At 37.6% G+C, this 20,006-nt stretch carries 20 protein-coding genes and 1 other annotated feature; of the genes, 1 reads left to right on the forward strand and 19 read right to left on the reverse strand.

The window, feature by feature from the left end:
* Window positions 1–4: 4 nt before the first annotated feature.
* The 14 genes from DZB84_RS07110 to DZB84_RS07175 form a co-directional block, all read right to left on the reverse strand.
* Window positions 5–649: a class I SAM-dependent methyltransferase gene (locus tag DZB84_RS07110; protein WP_116351573.1), complete on the reverse strand. Its 645-nt coding sequence runs from the start codon at window positions 647–649 to the stop codon at window positions 5–7.
* Between the two features lie 154 nt (window positions 650–803).
* Complete coding sequence (locus DZB84_RS07115) at window positions 804–1,538, reverse strand: YrrS family protein (protein WP_116351574.1); 735 nt, start codon at window positions 1,536–1,538, stop codon at window positions 804–806.
* 87 nt (window positions 1,539–1,625) lie between these two features.
* Window positions 1,626–3,401: a peptidoglycan D,D-transpeptidase FtsI family protein gene (locus DZB84_RS07120; protein ID WP_116351575.1), complete on the reverse strand. Its 1,776-nt coding sequence runs from the start codon at window positions 3,399–3,401 to the stop codon at window positions 1,626–1,628.
* A gap of 88 nt (window positions 3,402–3,489) precedes the next feature.
* Complete coding sequence (greA, locus tag DZB84_RS07125; RefSeq protein ID WP_116351576.1) at window positions 3,490–3,966, reverse strand: transcription elongation factor GreA; 477 nt, start codon at window positions 3,964–3,966, stop codon at window positions 3,490–3,492.
* Between the two features lie 163 nt (window positions 3,967–4,129).
* Window positions 4,130–4,765, reverse strand: a complete 636-nt coding sequence (gene udk, locus DZB84_RS07130) for a uridine kinase (protein ID WP_116351577.1) — start codon at window positions 4,763–4,765, stop codon at window positions 4,130–4,132.
* A 1-nt stretch (window position 4,766) separates the two neighbouring features.
* Window positions 4,767–6,044 carry a peptidase U32 family protein gene (locus DZB84_RS07135; RefSeq protein WP_116351578.1) on the reverse strand — a complete coding sequence of 426 codons (1,278 nt, stop codon included), beginning with the start codon at window positions 6,042–6,044 and terminating at the stop codon, window positions 4,767–4,769.
* 23 nt (window positions 6,045–6,067) lie between these two features.
* Window positions 6,068–6,997 (reverse strand): peptidase U32 family protein, encoded by a 930-nt coding sequence (locus tag DZB84_RS07140; RefSeq protein WP_116351579.1) that lies wholly within the window; start codon window positions 6,995–6,997, stop codon window positions 6,068–6,070.
* Window positions 6,994–7,644, reverse strand: coding sequence for an O-methyltransferase (locus DZB84_RS07145; RefSeq protein ID WP_116351580.1), 651 nt, complete (start codon window positions 7,642–7,644; stop codon window positions 6,994–6,996). The genes DZB84_RS07140 and DZB84_RS07145 overlap by 4 nt, the downstream gene beginning before the upstream one ends.
* A gap of 131 nt (window positions 7,645–7,775) precedes the next feature.
* Window positions 7,776–8,915 carry an endolytic transglycosylase MltG gene (mltG, locus tag DZB84_RS07150; RefSeq protein ID WP_116351581.1) on the reverse strand — a complete coding sequence of 380 codons (1,140 nt, stop codon included), beginning with the start codon at window positions 8,913–8,915 and terminating at the stop codon, window positions 7,776–7,778.
* A 182-nt stretch (window positions 8,916–9,097) separates the two neighbouring features.
* Window positions 9,098–9,385, reverse strand: coding sequence for a DUF1292 domain-containing protein (locus DZB84_RS07155; RefSeq protein ID WP_116351582.1), 288 nt, complete (start codon window positions 9,383–9,385; stop codon window positions 9,098–9,100).
* A 14-nt stretch (window positions 9,386–9,399) separates the two neighbouring features.
* The gene (gene ruvX / locus DZB84_RS07160; protein ID WP_116351583.1) at window positions 9,400–9,816 is read right to left on the reverse strand and encodes a Holliday junction resolvase RuvX; all 417 of its coding nucleotides are present in this window, start codon (window positions 9,814–9,816) and stop codon (window positions 9,400–9,402) included.
* Between the two features lie 5 nt (window positions 9,817–9,821).
* Window positions 9,822–10,088: an IreB family regulatory phosphoprotein gene (locus DZB84_RS07165; RefSeq protein WP_010678229.1), complete on the reverse strand. Its 267-nt coding sequence runs from the start codon at window positions 10,086–10,088 to the stop codon at window positions 9,822–9,824.
* A 147-nt stretch (window positions 10,089–10,235) separates the two neighbouring features.
* Entirely contained in the window at window positions 10,236–12,869 is a 2,634-nt protein-coding gene (gene alaS / locus DZB84_RS07170) for an alanine--tRNA ligase (protein WP_116351584.1), read from the reverse strand.
* Window positions 12,870–12,922: 53 nt separating this feature from the next.
* Window positions 12,923–13,142: a binding site (T-box leader), on the reverse strand.
* Between the two features lie 60 nt (window positions 13,143–13,202).
* Window positions 13,203–14,273 carry an AI-2E family transporter gene (locus tag DZB84_RS07175; RefSeq protein WP_116351585.1) on the reverse strand — a complete coding sequence of 357 codons (1,071 nt, stop codon included), beginning with the start codon at window positions 14,271–14,273 and terminating at the stop codon, window positions 13,203–13,205.
* A 125-nt stretch (window positions 14,274–14,398) separates the two neighbouring features.
* Here DZB84_RS07175 and DZB84_RS07180 point away from each other — a divergent pair, with 125 nt between their 5' ends.
* Entirely contained in the window at window positions 14,399–15,331 is a 933-nt protein-coding gene (locus DZB84_RS07180; protein WP_116351586.1) for a nuclease-related domain-containing protein, read from the forward strand.
* A 577-nt stretch (window positions 15,332–15,908) separates the two neighbouring features.
* On the opposite strand, the gene DZB84_RS07185 is transcribed toward DZB84_RS07180, so the two are convergent.
* From DZB84_RS07185 to DZB84_RS07205, 5 genes are all read right to left on the reverse strand, one after another.
* Window positions 15,909–16,040, reverse strand: a complete 132-nt coding sequence (locus tag DZB84_RS07185) for a YrzQ family protein (protein ID WP_116351587.1) — start codon at window positions 16,038–16,040, stop codon at window positions 15,909–15,911.
* A 24-nt stretch (window positions 16,041–16,064) separates the two neighbouring features.
* The gene (locus DZB84_RS07190) at window positions 16,065–16,253 is read right to left on the reverse strand and encodes a hypothetical protein (RefSeq protein ID WP_116351588.1); all 189 of its coding nucleotides are present in this window, start codon (window positions 16,251–16,253) and stop codon (window positions 16,065–16,067) included.
* A 31-nt stretch (window positions 16,254–16,284) separates the two neighbouring features.
* Window positions 16,285–16,761, reverse strand: a complete 477-nt coding sequence (locus tag DZB84_RS07195) for a PRC-barrel domain-containing protein (RefSeq protein ID WP_116351589.1) — start codon at window positions 16,759–16,761, stop codon at window positions 16,285–16,287.
* Window positions 16,762–16,865: 104 nt separating this feature from the next.
* Window positions 16,866–19,274, reverse strand: a complete 2,409-nt coding sequence (recD2, locus tag DZB84_RS07200) for an SF1B family DNA helicase RecD2 (protein WP_116351590.1) — start codon at window positions 19,272–19,274, stop codon at window positions 16,866–16,868.
* 20 nt (window positions 19,275–19,294) lie between these two features.
* On the reverse strand, window positions 19,295–19,957 hold the full coding sequence (locus DZB84_RS07205) for a tetratricopeptide repeat protein (RefSeq protein WP_116351591.1): 663 nt from the start codon (window positions 19,955–19,957) through the stop codon (window positions 19,295–19,297).
* Window positions 19,958–20,006 lie beyond the last annotated feature (49 nt).

Consider the following 20,006-nt stretch of genomic DNA (forward strand, 5'->3'; position numbering starts at 1 on the left):
ATTTTTACTGTTTTGTCGCCTCCATCACCCATACAAAATGATTAAAACGTTTAAATTCAACGATAAAACCATTTTGTTTTGCAATTTCTTTTAAAACAGGAATAGTTGTGTAATATTCCGTTTCTAAATCATTTGCTAGATTCAAGAAGCCTTTTTGTGTTGCGGACTCAATCGTCATTGTATATTCTTGTTTATTTTCGAACATCGTATCCGCAAACACTATTTTACCACCTTTTTCAAGAATGTTTCTATATTGCGAAAAAGCTTGGTTTTTCTCGATATCATTCAAGTGGTGGAAGGCATACGTACTAACGATTGTATCAATTTTATCATCAGGTTTTTTAAAATCGATAAAATCCCCATCTTCAATTGTTAAAGAATAGTTTTGAAGCTTTTCCTTCGCAATCTCTCGCATGGGTACGGAGGGTTCAACACCATATACTTTCTTATTGTCGTCAAGTAGTTTTTGAGTCAGGTTGCCAGTGCCCACTCCAAACTCCAAAACGGTGAGACCGGATTTTTGTACAACATCATTTAGAATATCGTCATATCGTAAAAACACTTCTTGATATTCCACATCATTTCCAGTTACTGTGTGATCATATGAGTTTGCCCAACCCTCAAAAACCTCTAAAAACTCTCGCCCCATTTTTTCTCACTCTCCACCATAATATATTATTCCTATCAGTATACTATGAATTTAAAAAAGAACTGTTCTCAATTTACCATATTCATCTTATTTTTTCAATTCATCTTCTTTAAAAAAAAGGCACAAAAAAAACGCAGGATTACCTGCGTTTTAATTAATCACTACCATTTTCATCAGGTTCTGATTTTTTATAGTCTTTGTATGTCGGAGTGTCATTTTCCTTTAATTCTTCAATTTTTGTTGGTTTCCATCCTTCATTCGGAATCCAATCTAAGTAAACTTTTTGAACTTGTTTTGTAGTTTTTGAAGAAACAGTTGCAGTAATGGAATTTTCTCCATTTCTTCCTAACCACCAAACGACCATATCTGAACGATCAAAACCAGTTGCATAACTTGCGGCCATCTCCATTTCATTTCGGTCAACCGAGTCTTTCGTATAATCAATACTATGAGGCTCCGCCTGTGTAGTACCAATTGGTTTCCACGCTGGATTAACAATTGATTTCAAGATATTTGATTCCGGGTCACCCTCAGTTTCAACAACAGCTTCATCAGATTCTGGTTCTTTTTGCTCATTGTTCGTTTCCTCAGTTGGTTTTTCCTTTGATGTTTGATCATCCGATTTGTCAATTGTTTGTTCTTTTTCTTGCTCTTTATCCTGTGAATCATCCGAGGCCGCTTTTCCCTCATTGTCTGCGGGTTGGTTCGTTTGATTTGAAGACACAGATTCATCTACATTTTTGTCTCCAAAAATGAGCTTTCCACCAAAAAAGACAATCAAAACCACAACAAGGACAATTAAAATATTTAAAATTCGATTTACCTTTTTTCGTTTCGCTCTTCTTTCTGATCGAGGCCCTTCATATAGTTTGTCTAAATCATACCCCATTTTACAGTACCTCCTAAAAACGACTTACTCATTCAACTATCTTCTTATTCTAGCATGTGTGAACGAAAGGTTGAAGAGATTTCTTTATTAGTCGTTCGATTTGGTACCTTTTTCCTGTTCAATTTGATATATTCCTTTGACAATTTCATAAAAGATTGAATTGGCCACAGACTGAGAGCCTGTCTGCTCCAAATCGACTACTACAAGTGCGTATTTAGGACTTTCAAACGGAAAATATCCGGCAAACCAACTGTTAACAAGGCCAACTTCTCCTTGTTTTTTTCCTGTTTGAGCTGTTCCTGATTTACCGGCCACTTGATAAGGGAGGTCGGCAAACCGTTGTCCAGTTCCAGATGTAACCACTCCACGAAGCAATTCCTGGAGTCTGCTAGCTGTATAGGGTGCAATCTTAGGTCCTTCCATATCCTGTTTTGAAAAAGAAAATAAGGTTGTACCGTTTTTATATAAAACGTCACTAACAGTTCGAACTTCTTTTTTTGAACCTCCACGTGCAATGGTTGCCATCATATTCGCGATACCTAATGGTGTTACCCTCACATCCTTTTGCCCAATCGCAGTCTGAGCAATCGCCTTCGGAACATTTTTATCCTTTTCATCCGTCCAAATTCGACCATTATATTCATTTGGAATCTGCTTGAAATCCTGAAAACGAAACACATCGCCATTCCAGCCAACTGGTCCAAGTAAGCCCAGCATTTCGGAATACTGTTCAATTACATCTTGGTCCTTCTGTAACATCTCTTGCGCCAGGGTAGCAAATGTGTAATTACAGCTTTTTGCAAAGCTGTTATGGAAATTTAGCATCCCATGTGGATATTCGGCTTGCCCTTCCCCATACAAATCTTTGTCGCAATTAAACATTCTATCATTTGAGATTTGCTGTTGTTCGATTGCAGCTGCAGCAATTACCGTCTTAAAGACAGAACCAGGAAATTGTGGCATGATCATTTGATTTTGGGCACTGCCATCCTCAAACGGATTAGACGAATTAATATCTGGTTTACTAACCATGGCAAGTAAGTCATTGGATTCTACATCAAGTAGGACAATTCCGCCTTTTTTCAAACCATTCTTATCAAGAATTTCTTCCGCCAAAAGTTGTAAATCTTTATCCAAGGTTGTTTGAATGGCGACCGGGTAATATGGATTTGCAGGCGCTGTGTATTTAACATCAATGCCAAATAAAGGTCCACCGTCCCCTGCCACATGATATAAAAGTTTCGCCTCTCCTTCCGGCAAAAGGAATTCATCAAACGTAGATTGCAAACCAGTAATTCCTAGTTTTGTATTCTGAGGTAAATAGGTTTTCTCAGGATAACGCTTTTGGAATAAATCCTTATTTTCTCTTATTAGCCCAATTAAATGTTCTGCAATATCATGATCAAGTTCATATTGACGATGGACTGCAAAGACACCTGGAATTTGGAGATTGTTAATTTTGTTCATCTGCGTTTCAGTTAATTCTACGGGCTTGTCTCCACCAACGATTACCGGTTTTTTAGCATCCTCAATTTCTTTTTTTAAGGAAGTTGAGGAAATATTTACGATTTCTGCGACTTCCTCAGCTGGCCATTCAATGTTTTTTAAAAAAGGAAACAATACAAGTGTTGGATAATATTCATGGGTTAATGCTTTTTTATTACGGTCGATAAATCGCCCACGGCCTTGGTCTATTACAAGTTCTTGTGTTCGCTGCGTTACACTCGCTTCAATTAAATTTATATCATGATTCGTAAAGGATTCAGTACTCACGAGTTGCAATTGCATAAGTCTGCCGATTAACCCTGTTAAGGTTAAAAGGATAACGATTAAGATGATAATTGCACGTTTTTTAATTACCATAGAAAAACACCTCGTCTACAGTTTCGACGAGGTGTCATACTATTTATACCTATAGAGATTGTTCAAAATCCCTGTAAAAGTGACAATATTAGTCAATTTTTGTTATTTCAACAAGCATATCTCCACCTGGAGTTTGAACCGTTACTTTTTCTCCAACATGTTTTCCAAGTAGGCTTTTTGCGATTGGAGAGTCATTTGAAATTTTACCTTCAAACGGATCGGCTTCGGCACTTCCCACAATCGTGTAGGTTTCTTCTTCCCCATCCGGAAGCTCAATAAAGGTTACTGTTTTTCCTAATGAAACCTTACCAGCGCTGTCCGCATCTTCTTCAATAATTTTTGCATTTCGAATCATATTTTCAATTGTTGTAATACGTCCTTCAACAAATGCTTGTTCATCCTTCGCTGAATCATACTCTGAGTTCTCAGAAAGATCTCCAAAACTTCTTGCTATTTTAATACGCTCTACAACTTCTTTACGCTTTACTGTTTTTAAATGTTCTAATTCCTGCTCTAATTTTTGTTTTCCTTCTAATGTCATTGGAAATACTTTCTCTACCATAATCCCTTCACTCCTTGTAGTCGTTACAATCCCCCTGTGATTGCTTTACATATGTAGTACGAATTGTTTTCTTTTTAGTATAGTAAGGAAAGGAATGGTAGGGAATTTCTACCATTCCTTTCCTTATAATTTGTACTATCATAACATCGTTTTCTCTGTTATGTTATTACAAAATGACATTTTGTTCAAGAATTGTTTGAATTTTTGTTACCATTAAGTCAATTGCAACGTGATTTTGCCCACCTTCAGGGATGATGATGTCGGCATATCGCTTCGTTGGTTCACAGAATTGATTATGCATTGGACGGACCACCGTTTCATATTGCTCAATAACAGATTCCAACGTTCGACCACGATCTTTAATATCCCGTAGCATTCTCCGGATAATACGGATATCGGCATCAGTGTCAACGAATAGCTTTATATCCATTAAATCTCGCAGTCGTTCATCTTCAAGAACGAGAATTCCCTCTAAAATAATAACATCCTTTGGTTCAACGTGAATAACTTCAGAAGACCTTGTATGAAATTTATAGTCATAAACCGGCTTACTTATACCTTTGTAATCAAGAAGATTTTTAATATGTTCAATGAGTAAATCATTATCAAAAGCTAACGGGTGGTCATAATTTGTATTTAATCTTTCTTGAAAAGGCATATGGCTTTGATCTTTATAATATGAATCTTGCTCGATCATTAAGATTGAGTGACCCGTAAAATGCTCAAATATGGCTTTTGATACACTTGTTTTACCAGATCCTGAGCCTCCAGCAATGCCAATGACAATTGGCTTCTTGCTCATCTTACTTCCCCTTTCGCATCATGTTTTTCGGATATACAGGCTTGTCTACTTTAAACGAAACAATTTGCAATGGATGTTTTGCAGCATCAATCTTGTTTCCGTCCTCATCCCAAATCGCCTCAACTGTTTGTGTAAAGTTGTCAATTTCAGGGCCGAAAAACTCAACCTGGTCTCCTTTTTTAAAGTAATTTCGCTGCTGTAACGTTACAATCCCTGATTCCTTATCATAGTCTAACACCAGACCAGCAAAATCATAAGTTGTTTTTTTACTATGAGTGCCATACATTTGTTCTTTTACACCAGGAACTCCTTCAAAGAAGGCAGGCGCAGTATCACGATTCGCACATTTATCAAGCTCTTTAAGCCACTCTTCATTGATGACAAAATTGTCAGGGTCGGCACTATATGCATCGATTACTTTTCGATAAACACTTACTACCGTTGCGATATAGTGAATCGATTTCATTCGTCCTTCGATTTTTAAACTGTCAATTCCCAATTCAATCATTCGTGGAATTGATTCAATAAGCTTTAAGTCTTTTGGACTCATCGCAAAAGGTGCGTCCTTTTCATCAAATAGGGCTACTTCATTTTCACTTTCATCTAATTTGAATAAATCGTAATCCCATCTGCATGACTGGCAGCAGCCACCACGGTTGGAATCGCGAGCTGTCATATGATTACTTAATGTACAACGACCAGAATAAGCAATACACATAGCACCATGTACAAATGTTTCGATTTCGATATCGACCTTTTCCTTCATTTCTTTAATCTCTTCAGCACTCGTTTCACGTGCTAGCACGACACGTTCTAACCCTTCTTCCTTCCAAAATTGAACAGCCTTCCAGTTGGAGAGGGATTGCTGTGTGCTTAGATGTACTTCCATTTTTGGAGCGACTCGTTTACATGTTTCAATAATAAGAGGGTCTGCTACGATGATACCTGAAACTCCAGCTTTTTCAAGCCCCATTAGATATTCATCTATTCCATCCATGTTTTCGTTATGGGCATATATATTTGTAGTCACATAGATTTTGGCACCATATTTGTTAGCGAATTCTACACCTTCTGCGATTTCTTCTAGTGTAAAATTATCAGCGTTGGAACGTAGTCCATATTCTTGACCACCAATAAAAACAGCATCTGCACCATAGTGAACAGCAATTTTTAATTTTTCCAGGTTACCTGCAGGTGCAAGCAATTCTGGCTTCTTGATAATTACACGCTTGCCGTCTACTATTTTTGAAATCGGTTCTCTTTCAACTGCTGTTGACATGCATTTTCCTCCTCTTTGTCTGATCAGTAGACCGTTTCTTTAAAGTAGAAACCTGTGTCTAGTGGGCGATTGATCGGTTGAAGTTCTTCAAGTTGCGCTAATAGATCATCCTTGATGTCCTCATATTCATCACGATTTTCTACACATAAGTCTATTGCTTTTCGATAAATTTTGGTTACTTCAAGGAGATATTCAGACGATTTTAAAATCCCTTCAATTTTAAAGCTGTCAACACCAGCATCAATCATTTCTGCCAATTCATCGATAATACAAACATCATTCGGGCTCATAATATGTGTGCCATTTTCATCTTCAAAAATCGGGTATTTATTGTTACGCTCTTTATCAAATAAGAACATATCTTTTTCTTTTTTGCGGTTTTCGATCGCCATCACATTGCCTTGATATTCAAAATAGTTTCCAACTAGTGATCGCTTTGATTGGAACATACACATCATGCCATGTACTTGAACCTCAATTTCAACCTCAGCATTTTCTTTTATTTCAACTATTGCATCCATATTTAATTCACGAGCAAGCACGGCACGCTTTGCACCTTTTCTTCCCCAGTAATTACATGTATACCAGTTTGTCGCAGTCGTTTCAGTATTCCAGTGAAGCTTCATTTCTGGAGCAACCTCACGGACAGTCATTAGTACTGCTGGGTCTCCAAACACAATTGCATCTACGTTACTATCCCGTAAGAATGCGATATAGTCTGCTAACTCATCCACTTTTTCATTATGGTAAATGGCATTCATCGCAACATAGATTTTTACATCATGAGCATGGGCAATTTCAACCGCTTGAACGATTTTCTCTCGATTAAATTCCCCTGCAAGACGTAACCCATATCGTTGTTCACCTATTATAAACGCTGTTGCCCCAGCCTGAATCAATGGTTCAATATCTTCTACACATATAGGCGTGACCAGAAGTTCTGGTTTCTTCATTCCTTAACACCTCTTCTTTTACTTAATGCAACCCCATCCCCTACGGGTAAGATGGTCGTTTGATAATCTGGGTGTGCGAGAAGCCACTCGTTATACGATTTAATCTTTGTTACGAGATTTCGAATTCTTTTATTCTCGATTTCTTCCTCCGCCACAAGCCCTTTAAATAGTACATTATCAGTCACAATTAAGCCATCCTTTGAAAGACATTTTTCATAGATGTCAAAAAAATGTCGATATTGGCCTTTTGCTGCATCAATAAAAATACAATCAAATTCACCATGTTTTTTTATTTCGTCTGCAACTTCTAGAGCATCTCCAAAAATCACTTCGATTTGGGAGCTTGTCCCAGTACGTTCAATGTTTTCAAGGGATTTTTCATATCGTTCTGCGTCCCTCTCAAGAGATACGATTTTAGTTCCAGGTAGTGCCTGTGCCATCCGAATTGCAGAATAACCAATCGCAGTACCAATCTCGAGAATTTGCTTTGGTTGAGATATTCGCAGTATTTGAAGCATTGTTTCAATGCCAACTAGTTCCATAATTGGTACATTATTTTCTTTAGCATAATGTTCAATTTCTTCAACGATTTCGTTCCTTTTTGGAAGCAGGGCTTCTAAATATTGGGTTATTTTACTTGATAACAAGAAAAAAACCTCCATTTCAATATGGTGGTGTGAGAAATAATATAGTCTTTTGTTTTTGTATGATAATAATTTTGCAAAGTTTATTTTATCATAAAAGAAAAGGGAACGCCATATTGCGTTCCCTGGAAACGTTACTCTTGTTGATTTGTAATATATTGTGCTTTTTTGGCATTATGTTCTTCCAATGTCTTCGAGTAATATACTTCCCCTGTTGGGGCTGCTAGGAAGTATAGAAAATCTGTTTCAGCAGGGTTTAGTGCAGCTGATAAAGATGATTCTCCGGCATTGGCAATAGGACCTGGTGTTAAACCTTTAATTTTATAGGTGTTAAACGGTGAATTCACTTCAAGATGATCGTATAGCACGCGCTTCTTATGCTCTCCTAATGCATAAAGAACAGTCGGGTCTGTTTGAAGTGGCATATCAGTATCTAAACGATTATAAAACACGCTAGAAATTGTCTCACGGTCTGTTTGTGCTGTCGCTTCTTCCTCTATTAATGAAGCCATGGTTAATAGTTTATGAGTTGAATCAATATACTTATTTCCTTCCATAAGCCCTACATATTTTACGAGAATTTTTTCCGTTTGATCTAGCATTGTTTCAACAATTGATTCAATTGAAGGCTTTTTCTCGTAAAACGGATAGGTAGCAGGGAATAAATATCCTTCAAGTGGATGTTTAATATCCTCGTTTAATATTTCTTCCGTTAAGATGCTTGGATATTTACTGATTAGACTACGAACATACTCAGTATCATCCATTTTATTTATGACTTCCTCTTGTGTATAGCCTGTTTGTTCAGCAATAATTATTGCAATTTCCTCAAGCTGTTTTCCTTCTGGGATTACCATTTTAAAAACTGGTTCACCCATAAAAATTCCGGATTTCAAACTTTCAATAATTTCATCAAAGTTCATAGATTGATTAAGCGTATATTCCCCAGCCTGAAAACCAGATTCATTTTTAAACTTTGTGTAGTAACGAAATACCTTTGCATTTTTTACAACATCATGTTCCTCAAGAATTCGGGCGATTGCTGTTGGTGATGAACCGATTGGGATAGTAACCTCGATAGGTTCTTTGTTTGTAGGGTCTACTGGCTCAAGTGCTGATTTTATATATAAATAGCCTCCGCCGATTATTCCAGATATAGCTACTAGTAATATGATAAAAATGATGAATACGATCTTACGGATTGTTTTGGCTTCACTATGCCGTTCTTGTAGATTCTTTTTATATAACTCTTTTTTCGAATCGTTATCTGACATGTATCGTAAATCCTCCCCTCACTCGAATTATTATACTACATTTTTTTATCTAATTCGTCAATTTTAGGAAAGAATTCACTAGAATTTTGTAGTTTTTTCTAAAAAATCTAGTTGTTTTTAAGTAGTTGGGGGCTATATGGGGAGAAGTTTTTGGGAAAAAGAAAAAACAGCGCGCGGCTGTTTTATTCTTCTCCTTCTTCATCAAGGAATGTATTTAACATTTCTTCAACAAGATCCCATTCTTCTTCTGTCTCAATAGGTTGAAGTTCTCCATCTTCTCCATCCTCAGATGGGCTAAAGCTTGAAGCGTGAATCTCGATATCTTCTTCATCCTCATTTTCATCACTAACTGGATAATATAGGACATAAGACTTTCCAAATTCTTCTGACTCGAATGTAAATAATACTTCACAAAGAATTTCATTTCCTTGTTCATCAATTACCGTTATTTGCTTTTCACCATGTTCCATGTAAATCCACCTCATTAATTTTTACTATCTAGATACCCCTGAAGAATCATGACTGCGGCCATTTTATCGATTACTTGCTTTCGCTTTTTTCGACTTACATCTGCGGATAATAAGACCCGTTCGGCTGCTACTGTTGAAAGACGCTCGTCCCATAAAACAACCGGTAATCCAAATTTCTCATTAACCATATTAGCAAAATGCTGACTAGCCTCGCCACGAGGTCCAATTGTCCCGTTCATATTTTTCGGTAAACCGATAACAACCGATTCTACCTCATAATCCTTGATGATTTCACCAAGACGTTCTAAACCAAACTGCTGACGTTCTTCATTGATCTTAATTGTTTCAATGCCTTGAGCAGTCCAGCCCATTTCATCACTGACGGCGACACCGACTGTTTTTGAGCCGACGTCTAAACCGAGAATCCTCATTCGTTTTACCCCTCACGATGGATCTTTAAGTATGATTTAACTAGCTCCTCAATTATTTCATCTCGTTCAAGCTTGCGGATAATATTCCTCGCATCATTATGACGTGGAATATATGCAGGGTCTCCAGATAATAAATATCCAACAATTTGATTGATTGGATTATATCCTTTTTCTTGAAGAGCATCATAGACATTGAATAATACTTCATTTACATTTGTTTCAACTGGTTCCTCTGGAAAGTTGAATTTCATTGTTTTATCAAATGAGCTCAAGTTCTGCACCTCACTCTTTAGATTCTGATGTTTGAATCCGGGCATGTAAATCTTACCATTCATTGTACACTAATCACAACTAAATAGAAACAAGAAGTGACAATTTGTATCATCCTTACAACTAGGATGATACAAATTTGTTGATTTTTAGATATTTTTTACCCATTCTTCTACAAATTGCAATGCTGATTCGAGCTGGTCTGGATTTTTACCGCCTGCTTGGGCCATATCCGGGCGGCCACCACCACCACCGCCACATCTAGTTGCAACTTCCTTAATTAGTTTTCCAGCATGGAATCCTTTTTCAATCAAGTCCTTTGTTACTCCTGCCGTTATGTTTACTTTATCATCGTTTACAGAACCTAAAACAATTACTGCTGAACCCAGCTTTTGTTTTAAATCATCAACCATTGCACGAAGATTATTCATATCTTGGGCATTTACCTTACTATATAAAACTGTTGCACCATTAATTTCTTTGGCTTTGTCGACAAGGCTACCTGCTTCAATATTGCCAAGCTTCGCTGAAAGTGATTCATTTTCACGATGTAAATTACGAATTTCATGCTGTAATGCTTCAATTCTGCTTGAAACTTCAGCCGGCTTTGTCTTAAAAAGATTTGCCGCTTCATGAAGCATTTTAACTTGGTCATTGATAACATGGTATGCTGCTTTACCAGTTACGGCTTCGATACGGCGTGTTCCTGCCCCAATACCTGTTTCAGAAACAATCTTGAATAACCCAATTGTAGAAGTGTTCGGTACATGGCATCCACCACAAAGTTCCAAGCTATAGTCGCCAACCTGAACGACACGTACAATTTCACCATATTTCTCACCAAATAGTGCCATAGCCCCCATCGCTTTTGCTTCCGTTAATGATTTATAATCAATATTTACAGGGATGCTGCTCCAAATTTTTTCATTCACAATTGATTCAATTTGCTCAAGCTCTTCAGGCTTGATTTGACCGAAATGGGAGAAGTCAAAGCGTAAACGATTTGAAGTTACGAGTGAACCCGCTTGGTTTACATGAACTCCAAGGACATCCTTTAATGCTTGATGTAAAAGATGTGTTGCCGTGTGGTTTTTAATAACACCACCTCGGTTTTCTTGGTCAACCTTGGAATGTAGTTGGTCACCTTTGGCTAGACTTCCTTTTTCAATCACAACACGGTGAAGATTTTGACCATTTGGTGCTTTCTGAACGTCTTTTACAATCAGCCTTGTTTTTTCATTTTCAATGGTACCTTCATCAGCGATTTGTCCACCACTCTCGGCATAAAAAGGTGTTTTGTCTAAAATAAGTTGAATTTCTTCACCCTCGTTTGCCTTCTCAACTACTTCTCCATCTTTTACGATTACAAGAACGGTTGATTGTGCTTCAAGTTCATCATAACCAACAAACGTACTTTCTATTTTTATTTCCCCAAGAACACCACTTTGGACTTGCATGGAATCGACATCTTGACGAGCAGATCTAGCTCTTTCACGTTGGTTTTCCATTTCGCGTTCGAATCCATCGTGATCCACCTTCATGCCTTCTTCTTCAGCATATTCCTCTGTAAGTTCTACAGGGAAACCATACGTATCATACAAACGGAAAACATCAACACCAGCAATGGTGTCACTACCTTTTGCTTTTTCCTTTTGAATAACAGTAGATAAAATAGCTAGTCCATCATGTAATGTTTCATGGAAGCGTTCCTCTTCTGTTTTCACAACTTTTTGGATGAATTCTGTTTTTTCTTTGACTTCCGGATAAAAATCAACCATGATTTCCCCTACAACAGGAACAAGTTCGTACATAAACGGACGATTAATTGAAATCTTTTTTGCGTAACGAACAGCACGTCTTAATAATCTTCGAATGACATAGCCTCTTCCTTCATTGGATGGAAGTGCTCCGTCACCTACCGCAAATGTAACTGTTCGGATGTGGTCAGCAATAACCTTGAATGCCTCATCTTTTTCGTTTTCTTGTCCATATTTTTCACCAGAAATGGACTCTGTTGCCTCAATAATTGGCATGAATAGGTCTGTATCAAAATTGGTAGGCACATTTTGAATAACAGAGCACATTCTTTCAAGACCCATACCTGTATCAATATTTTTCTTAGGAAGTGGAGTATATGTACCGTCTGGGTTATGGTTAAATTGTGAGAACACAAGATTCCAGATTTCTAAATAACGTTCATTTTCTCCACCTGGATATAATTCAAGATCATTCGGGTCATTCCCAAATTCGTCACCGCGGTCAAAGAATATTTCTGTGTTCGGACCACTTGGACCTTCACCAATATCCCAGAAGTTTCCTTCTAAACGAATAATGCGCTCTTCAGGAATTCCAATTTTTTCATTCCAAATTTTATGTGCCTCATCATCTTCCGGGTGGATTGTAACGGAAAGTTTCTCAGGATCGAATCCAATCCAGTCTTTGCTTGTTAAGAATTCCCATGCCCACTCAATTGCTTCTTCTTTGAAATAATCACCAATTGAAAAGTTTCCAAGCATTTCAAAGAAAGTGTGGTGTCTTGCTGTTTTCCCTACATTTTCAATATCATTTGTACGAATGGATTTCTGTGCATTACAAATCCTAGGGTTTGCGGGAATAACACGTCCATCGAAGTATTTTTTTAATGTAGCTACACCACTATTGATCCAAAGTAAAGATGGATCTTCATGTGGAACTAAGGAAGCACTTGGTTCAACAGCATGCCCCTTTGATTTAAAAAAATCTAAAAACATTTGTCGTACTTGAGCTGATGTTAATTGTTTCATTTTATAACCTCCAATATCATTTTAGACATAAAAAAATACTCTAATCCCTAAAAAACAGGGACGAGAGTATGCTCGCGGTACCACCCTGATTATGGACGTCAAAAAATAAGACACGTCCATCACCTTCGTATATTGATAACGGTATTCACCGGTAGGTTTTCCTACACTCAGGAGTAGCGTTCTGTTACCCTTCATCCGAAATTCCTCTCAGCCATGGAAATTCCTCTCTGGTTCGATGGTCCTGTAACATACTGATTCCTTCATTGTTTTCGTTTGTAATACATCATTTCTTGTCAATTATATTCAAGTCAAAAATGTTTGTCAATCCTGGTGCTATTCCTTACGAATAACAGTAAAATGCTGCTTGGCATGGATGATAAATACCTTTAAAATAGCCACAACCGGTACGGCGATGATGAGTCCTACAACCCCACCTATTTCTCCACCTAATAAAAGTGCCGCAATAATTACAATGGGATGTAGTCGTAGGCTTTTTCCTACAATCATGGGTGACAGCAGGTTTCCTTCAATAAATTGAAGTCCGAAAACGACAATGATAACAATAATCACCATCTTCATTGATATTGTGGCGGCAATTATGACTGCAGGAATGGCACCAATAATCGGTCCAAAGTAAGGGATAATGTTTGTAACCCCAACAATACTTCCAAATAACAACGGATACTTCATTCCAGATATCCAAAAAGCCAAGGACGCTGTTGTACCGACAAGCAGACATACGATGAGTTGCCCCCTTATATAATTCCCCAATGACTCATCAACATCTCGAAAAAAAAGCTGCCCCGCTTTTCTTAGCTTTCTAGGAGTCATGTACCAAAGCGCTTTTATCATTTGGTCATGGTCCTTTAACATATAAAAAACAATGAACGGAATGATTGCAATAATAAAAATGGAATTGAGGAGAGCTTTTAAAAAGTAAATCGTCCTCGAAAGCAGATAATCTACATAGTTTTCAACTGAATTTAGCAAATCATCAAGCTGCGCGTGAACAAAAGCTGGAAGCTGTGATGTTCCTGATTCGATTTCTTTTAACCAACCCCTGTACGTTTTACTGAATTCAGGAAAACTTTCGGCAAGATCCCTAAGCTGCCCAAGAATAACCGGTATTCCTTTATATATTCCGATTCCAATTCCGCCGAAAAAAAGGAAATAGATAAGTAAGATAGCGAGTGATTTCGGAAGCCCTCGATGGTTGAGTTTGTCTATAATCGGATGAAGCAAATAGGTGATAAAAACAGAGATGATAAAAGGAATTAAAAATGTTTTTAAGAGTGACACAATCGGGAGCCAGATCGGAGCCAATTTTAAAAAAATATAAATTGTCAAAAACGCTATTAATAATAGTGATATTCTAAAAATCCATTTGACTCGATTTTCATTCAACTGTTCTCACTCCCCTCACTAGTAGTTTTTGGATTCTAAATGGTTTTATACAGACGAGGTGTTGGTAGATTGCATTGTAAAAATACTGATTATTTTGTAAAATGTTGTTGAGAGGTTGTGGTTATTTGATTATTAAATCACGTGGTGAAAATGATGAATTAGAGCTATTTCGCTTTTTACGGGTTCGCAAGAAATTAGATGTTGAGGACGAAAACAGTTTTGCTTATCTCGAAAAGGGCTGGCTCGGTGAAAAACAATTTGACAATTTGCTTCTAGGTCTTCCAAATGAATGCCTCATTTTGAACAACCTTCTCCTAAAAGTAAACAACACCTTATTCCAAATCGACTCCCTGCTAATCACACAAAAGAAAATAAACATTTTTGAAGTGAAAAATTACGAGGGAGATTATTTCTTCAGAAATGACCGCTTACACATGATTTCTGGTAAAGAGATCAAAAATCCGCACATTCAAATAACCCGCAGTGAATCATTATTTAGACAACTTCTCCAAGAGTTACGATTTAATATCACAGTTGAATCTCAAGTAATATTCATAAACCCTGAGTTTTATCTATACGAGGCTCCAGTTAAAGCACCATTTGTATTTCATGCACAACTCGTTCGTTTTTTGAAAAATTTAGATGAAATCGTTTCAGCTTCTACGATTTCTGGGAGTCATATGCGATTTGCGGAAAAATTAGCTTCGTTGCATATCACCAAAAATCCCTATTCCCGGTTGCCAGCTTATACATATGAAGAGTTGGAGAAAGGGATTGTGTGTCGGGGAGGGTGTGGATGTCTTGACCTTGAAGATACAAATAGACATACTTTAATTTGTAAAAACTGTGGGTTTGTTGAGGACAAAGAGTCAGCAATTTTAAGGAGTATAGAAGAGTTTAGGTTTCTTTTTCCTGAAAAGCGAATAACTGTAGACGTTATTTATAATTGGTGTAAGGTAATAAAGTCTAAGAAAGTAATACAAAAATTACTATCCAAGAATTTTGATTTGGTTTTGTTTGGTAGAGGTTCTTATTACGTAGATAAAATGAAAAGATAAGATTGTGAATGAGGGCGGCTTCAGTGTTAATAGCAAGCCCTCTCGTTTTACCTGGTTCGCTGTCTCCTAATTTCACCCAAATGAATGCTTCTTTCTTGCCTTACCTAGTTTGCAATCTCCTAATTTTATCCAAGCGCATGCCTTTTTCCTGCCTTATCTGGTTCGTCATCTCCTAATTTTATCCAAGTGCATGCCTCTTTACTGCCTTATCTGGTTTGCAATCTCCTAATTTCACCCAAGTGCGTACCTCTTTCTTGCTTTACCTGGTTTACCATCTCCTAATTTTATCCAGGTATATACCTCTTTCCTACCTTACCTGGTTCTCAATCTCCTAATTTCACCCAAGTGCGTACCTCTTTCTTGATTTACCTGGTTCACCATCTCCTGATTTTATCCAGGTACATACCTCTTTCCTACCTTACCTGGTTCTCAATCTCCTAATTTCACCCAAGTGCGTACCTCTTTCTTGATTTACCTGGTTCACCATCTCCTAATTTTATCAAACTCACACCTCTTTCCTGCTATTTTTACGTGTGACATCAAAAAACCCCACAACCGTGGGGTTTTCCCTTACATATCAAAACATTTTCGTAATTCGTTTACGCATTTTTTTCATGTTGCGGGCAGACATAACATCTGTTCTTTGCATAATTCCGTATGCCGCAGCACCTAGACCCATCGTGATTAGAGAAGTCATAGCTCTATTCATAACCTCTTCACTCCTTGTTTAGGATTACATACTGATCCTTCTATCGTCGTCAGCAAACAGATCATCCAACGAACTGAGCGTGCCATCTTCCTCTACCTGATGTGTGAATATTTGTCCTTTATTTATAGATAACTCGATAAAACATCCCCAGCAGTAATATTGGTTAACACCAATTTTACCGATATCCTTACTTTTACAATTTGGGCACTTCACAGGGTACACCTCACATCATGGAATTCCTAAGTTAAACATCAACGACGATGACATCTTCGCCAATTTTTAAAGGTTTCTCGGTTTTAACAACCTTTTTTCCTTCAGTAATATCAGCAAAAAAGCCATCCGTTACTTCATACCCTATAATCGTGCCCACTTCTTCTGAAAAATATACATCTTCAAGTAAGCCTAATTTTTGTCCTTCAGCAGACAATAATGGCTTTCGGAATAATCCATGATGGGTGTGTAAAAAATAAGTCGGTGTATCGGCCTCGTGATCTAGATGCTCAAGCATCTGCACATCCGAAACCATGATACCATCATCTCCTATGGCAGAGATGCTTTGGATGGGGACTACTCGATCTCGTTCAAATAGTCCTTTTCCTTTCATAATCAAGGCATTTACCTTACCATCTGATGTGATACAAAGATCAGCAACTCGACCGATTACCTCGGCAGAATTTTCATCATAAATCGGTAAATTCTTGAGTAGTGAGAATGTCCGCAAAGATAATCGCCACCTTTCCGAACATTACTTATCATTTACTTTCAGGCATTTAGTCATACTGCACAAGAGTTACCAATAGAAAAAAGCCGGGGGTCCCCCGACTTTTATTCAGCCTCCAAAAAATCATAAGGTGATATGCCCGCCATCCCGATATTCGGATCTGTTTGAAAAAGCATATCATAATAGGACAAAGCCTCTTCAGGCTCCGAATCAGACTCTGTGCCACCTTCCATGATACCAAAGGTTGCTTTTAATTTTTCGCATAAGGTAGTTTGGCGGTTTGTATCATTCGCACGTTGAACACCTTGGCGTAAGGCATCATCTTCACCACAAAGGATTAAAAAGTTTTTAGCTCTTGTAATGGCTGTGTAGATCAAATTTCGGCGTAACATTCGATAATACCCTTTAACAATCGGTAAGATGACGATTGGAAATTCACTACCTTGTGATTTATGGATCGAACAACAATAGGCATGTGTGATTTGATTTAAGTCTTGTTTTGTATAGGTAACTTCATTTCCTTCAAAATTGACAACAACCATGTCCTGTTTTTCTGTGTTTTCTTTTGCATAAAAAATTGATTCAATTTCACCGATATCTCCATTAAACACATTATTTTCAGGCTGATTAACTAATTGGAGTACCTTATCTCCCCTACGGTATGTGATATCTCCATATTTTAGTTCGCGCTTCCCATGTACTGGTGGATTGAAAAGCTCTTGCAGCATGACATTTAAACTGTCGATCCCTGCAGCACCACGATACATGGGTGCCAAAACTTGAATGTCCCTGACAGAGTAACCCTTCTTTTTCGCATTGTCAGAAACCTGTCTGACAACCTCGAGAACCTGATTTTGATAACATTTTATAAAGGACCGGTCTTTTTTAGGCGCAGAAATATCTTGTGGCAGATTGCCTTTTTTAATTTCGTGAGCTAATTCGATTATCGAAGAACCTTCAGATTGTCGATAAATATCTGTCAAACGTACTGTTGGTAAAACGTCTGAAGCCAATAAATCCTTTAGAACTTGTCCAGGACCGACCGATGGCAACTGGTCTTCATCCCCTACTAAAATGACTTGAACATGCTCTGGTAGTGATTTAAATAACTGATTGGCTAACCAAATATCCACAATTGAAACTTCATCGACGATCAACAATTTACCACTAATGGGGTTGTCTTCATCATGGCTAAAACCTTCAACACCGTTCCATCCTAACAACCTGTGAATGGTGACAGCTGGAAGTCCGGTTGATTCACTCATTCTTTTTGCCGCTCGACCAGTTGGTGCAACTAAAACAACAGGAAAAGGATTTTCAGAATTATAATCCTTCGGGTCCAAAGAGCATCCATGCAACTCCCCGTATAATTCAACAATTCCTTTAATGACAGTTGTTTTTCCTGTACCTGGGCCTCCTGTTAGCAGTAACATTGGCGACATTAAGGCTTTTTGAATCGCATCTTTTTGTGAAGGTGCATATTGGACTTTAATTCTTTCTTCAAGTGCACCCAGTGCTAATAAAAATTCTGACTCTGGAAAAATATCTTCGTATTCGGTTTGTTCCATAATCCGCTTAATATTGGTGACGAGTCCTTTTTCTGAAAAATAAAGGGACGGAAGGTAGACCTTGTCCTCTTCTATGACAAGTTTGCTTTCTTCTGTTAAGTTAATCATTTCCTTTGAAATATCGGTCGCAATGACTTCTTCTCGGGAATTTTGCTCTAATAACTGTTGGACCCGCGTGATTAAATCTTCGACTGATAGATAGACGTGTCCATCTTGCAATGAATCTTGTTCAAGTATGTATAAACAACCCGCTTTGATTCGATTTGGGTGGTTTCCAGATATTCCCAATTGACGTCCTAATTCATCGGCTCTTCCAAACCCGACTCCTTCTATATCCTCGACTAATTTATAGGGACTATGTTGAAGAATTTCAAGGGTTTGCTCTTTATACATTTGGTAAATTTTCATCGAAAGCTGAGGTCCAAATCCATATTGGGAAAGGCCAATCATAATTTGTTCAAGTCCTTGGTGTTCTTGAAGGGTATCGTATATCTCCTTCGCTTTGTCCGCTGAGAGCTTATCAACCTCCTGCAAGATGGCTGGATTCGCAATAATTTTTGATATGGCCCCTTCCCCAAGTGTTTCAACAATTTTTTCCGCTGTCTTTTTCCCGATTCCTTTAAAAAGATCACTTGAAAGATACTGGACGATGCCTTGTTTTGTGTGGGGAATTTCTTTTTGGAATTGGTCGACGTGAAACTGGATCCCAAATCGTGGATGCTCTTTTAAGCGGCCAAAAAAGATGTAGGTTTCATTTTCATGAATGCGAGGGAAATACCCCGTTACAACTGCTTCTTTTTCATGATAATCTTCATTAGTCTCTTGAAGCCTAATACGAACAACAGAGTATAAATTTTGCTCATTATGAAATATAGTAACTAAATGAGTACCCTTCATGTATTTACGTTGTTCATTAAATAAATCTAAAGATTCCTGTTGTTCCACAAGTATTCCCTCCCTATCATTTATTCGCTTAAAGCTTCACTGACAATTTTCTTTCCATTTGCAGCCAACATATGGTCTGGTTGAATTTCCAATGCTTTTTCAAACATGTTGAGTGCTTTTTCATAATCATTTTTAAAGCCAGCATAAGCTACCCCTAAATTATAATAAGCATCTGAATGTTCTGGTTCTAGTTCGATGACACGATTAAATGTTTTAATTGCTTCATCAATAACTGATTCTCCCGCTAAGCAAAGTCCGTATTGGAATAAAGCATCCACATCTTTTTCGTTTAACTCAACTGCTCGTTTCATATAAGGCATTGCAAGCTTTGGTTGACCTAACTGATTCAAAGTCATACCTAGCATAAAATAAGTATCACTATTGTCGACTCCCGCTTTTAGAGCTTTTTCGAACATATCCTTTGCCTTGATAAAATCATCTTGGTTGTAAAGAAGGCTACCAATTCCGTAATAAGCAGTTCCCATTCCCTCATCAAGCTCTAGTGCTTTGGTAAAAAAAGCAATAGCTCTTTCGGGATCTCCAACAGCTGATAAAAGATTACCGAAATTTATATAGTAAATGGGCTCTTTAGGATTTTCTTCGATTGCTTGTGCAAAGCATTTTGCTGCTTCCTCGTATTTTCCCTCTTGCATATATTCAATACCTTGTTTATTTAAATCCAATGATATTCAACTCCAATTAACTTTTGTGCAGTTCATATTATAACACAGG

It is taken from the genome of Bacillus sp. HNG (genome assembly GCF_003400205.1).
GTDB lineage: Bacteria > Bacillota > Bacilli > Bacillales > Bacillaceae_L > Ferdinandcohnia.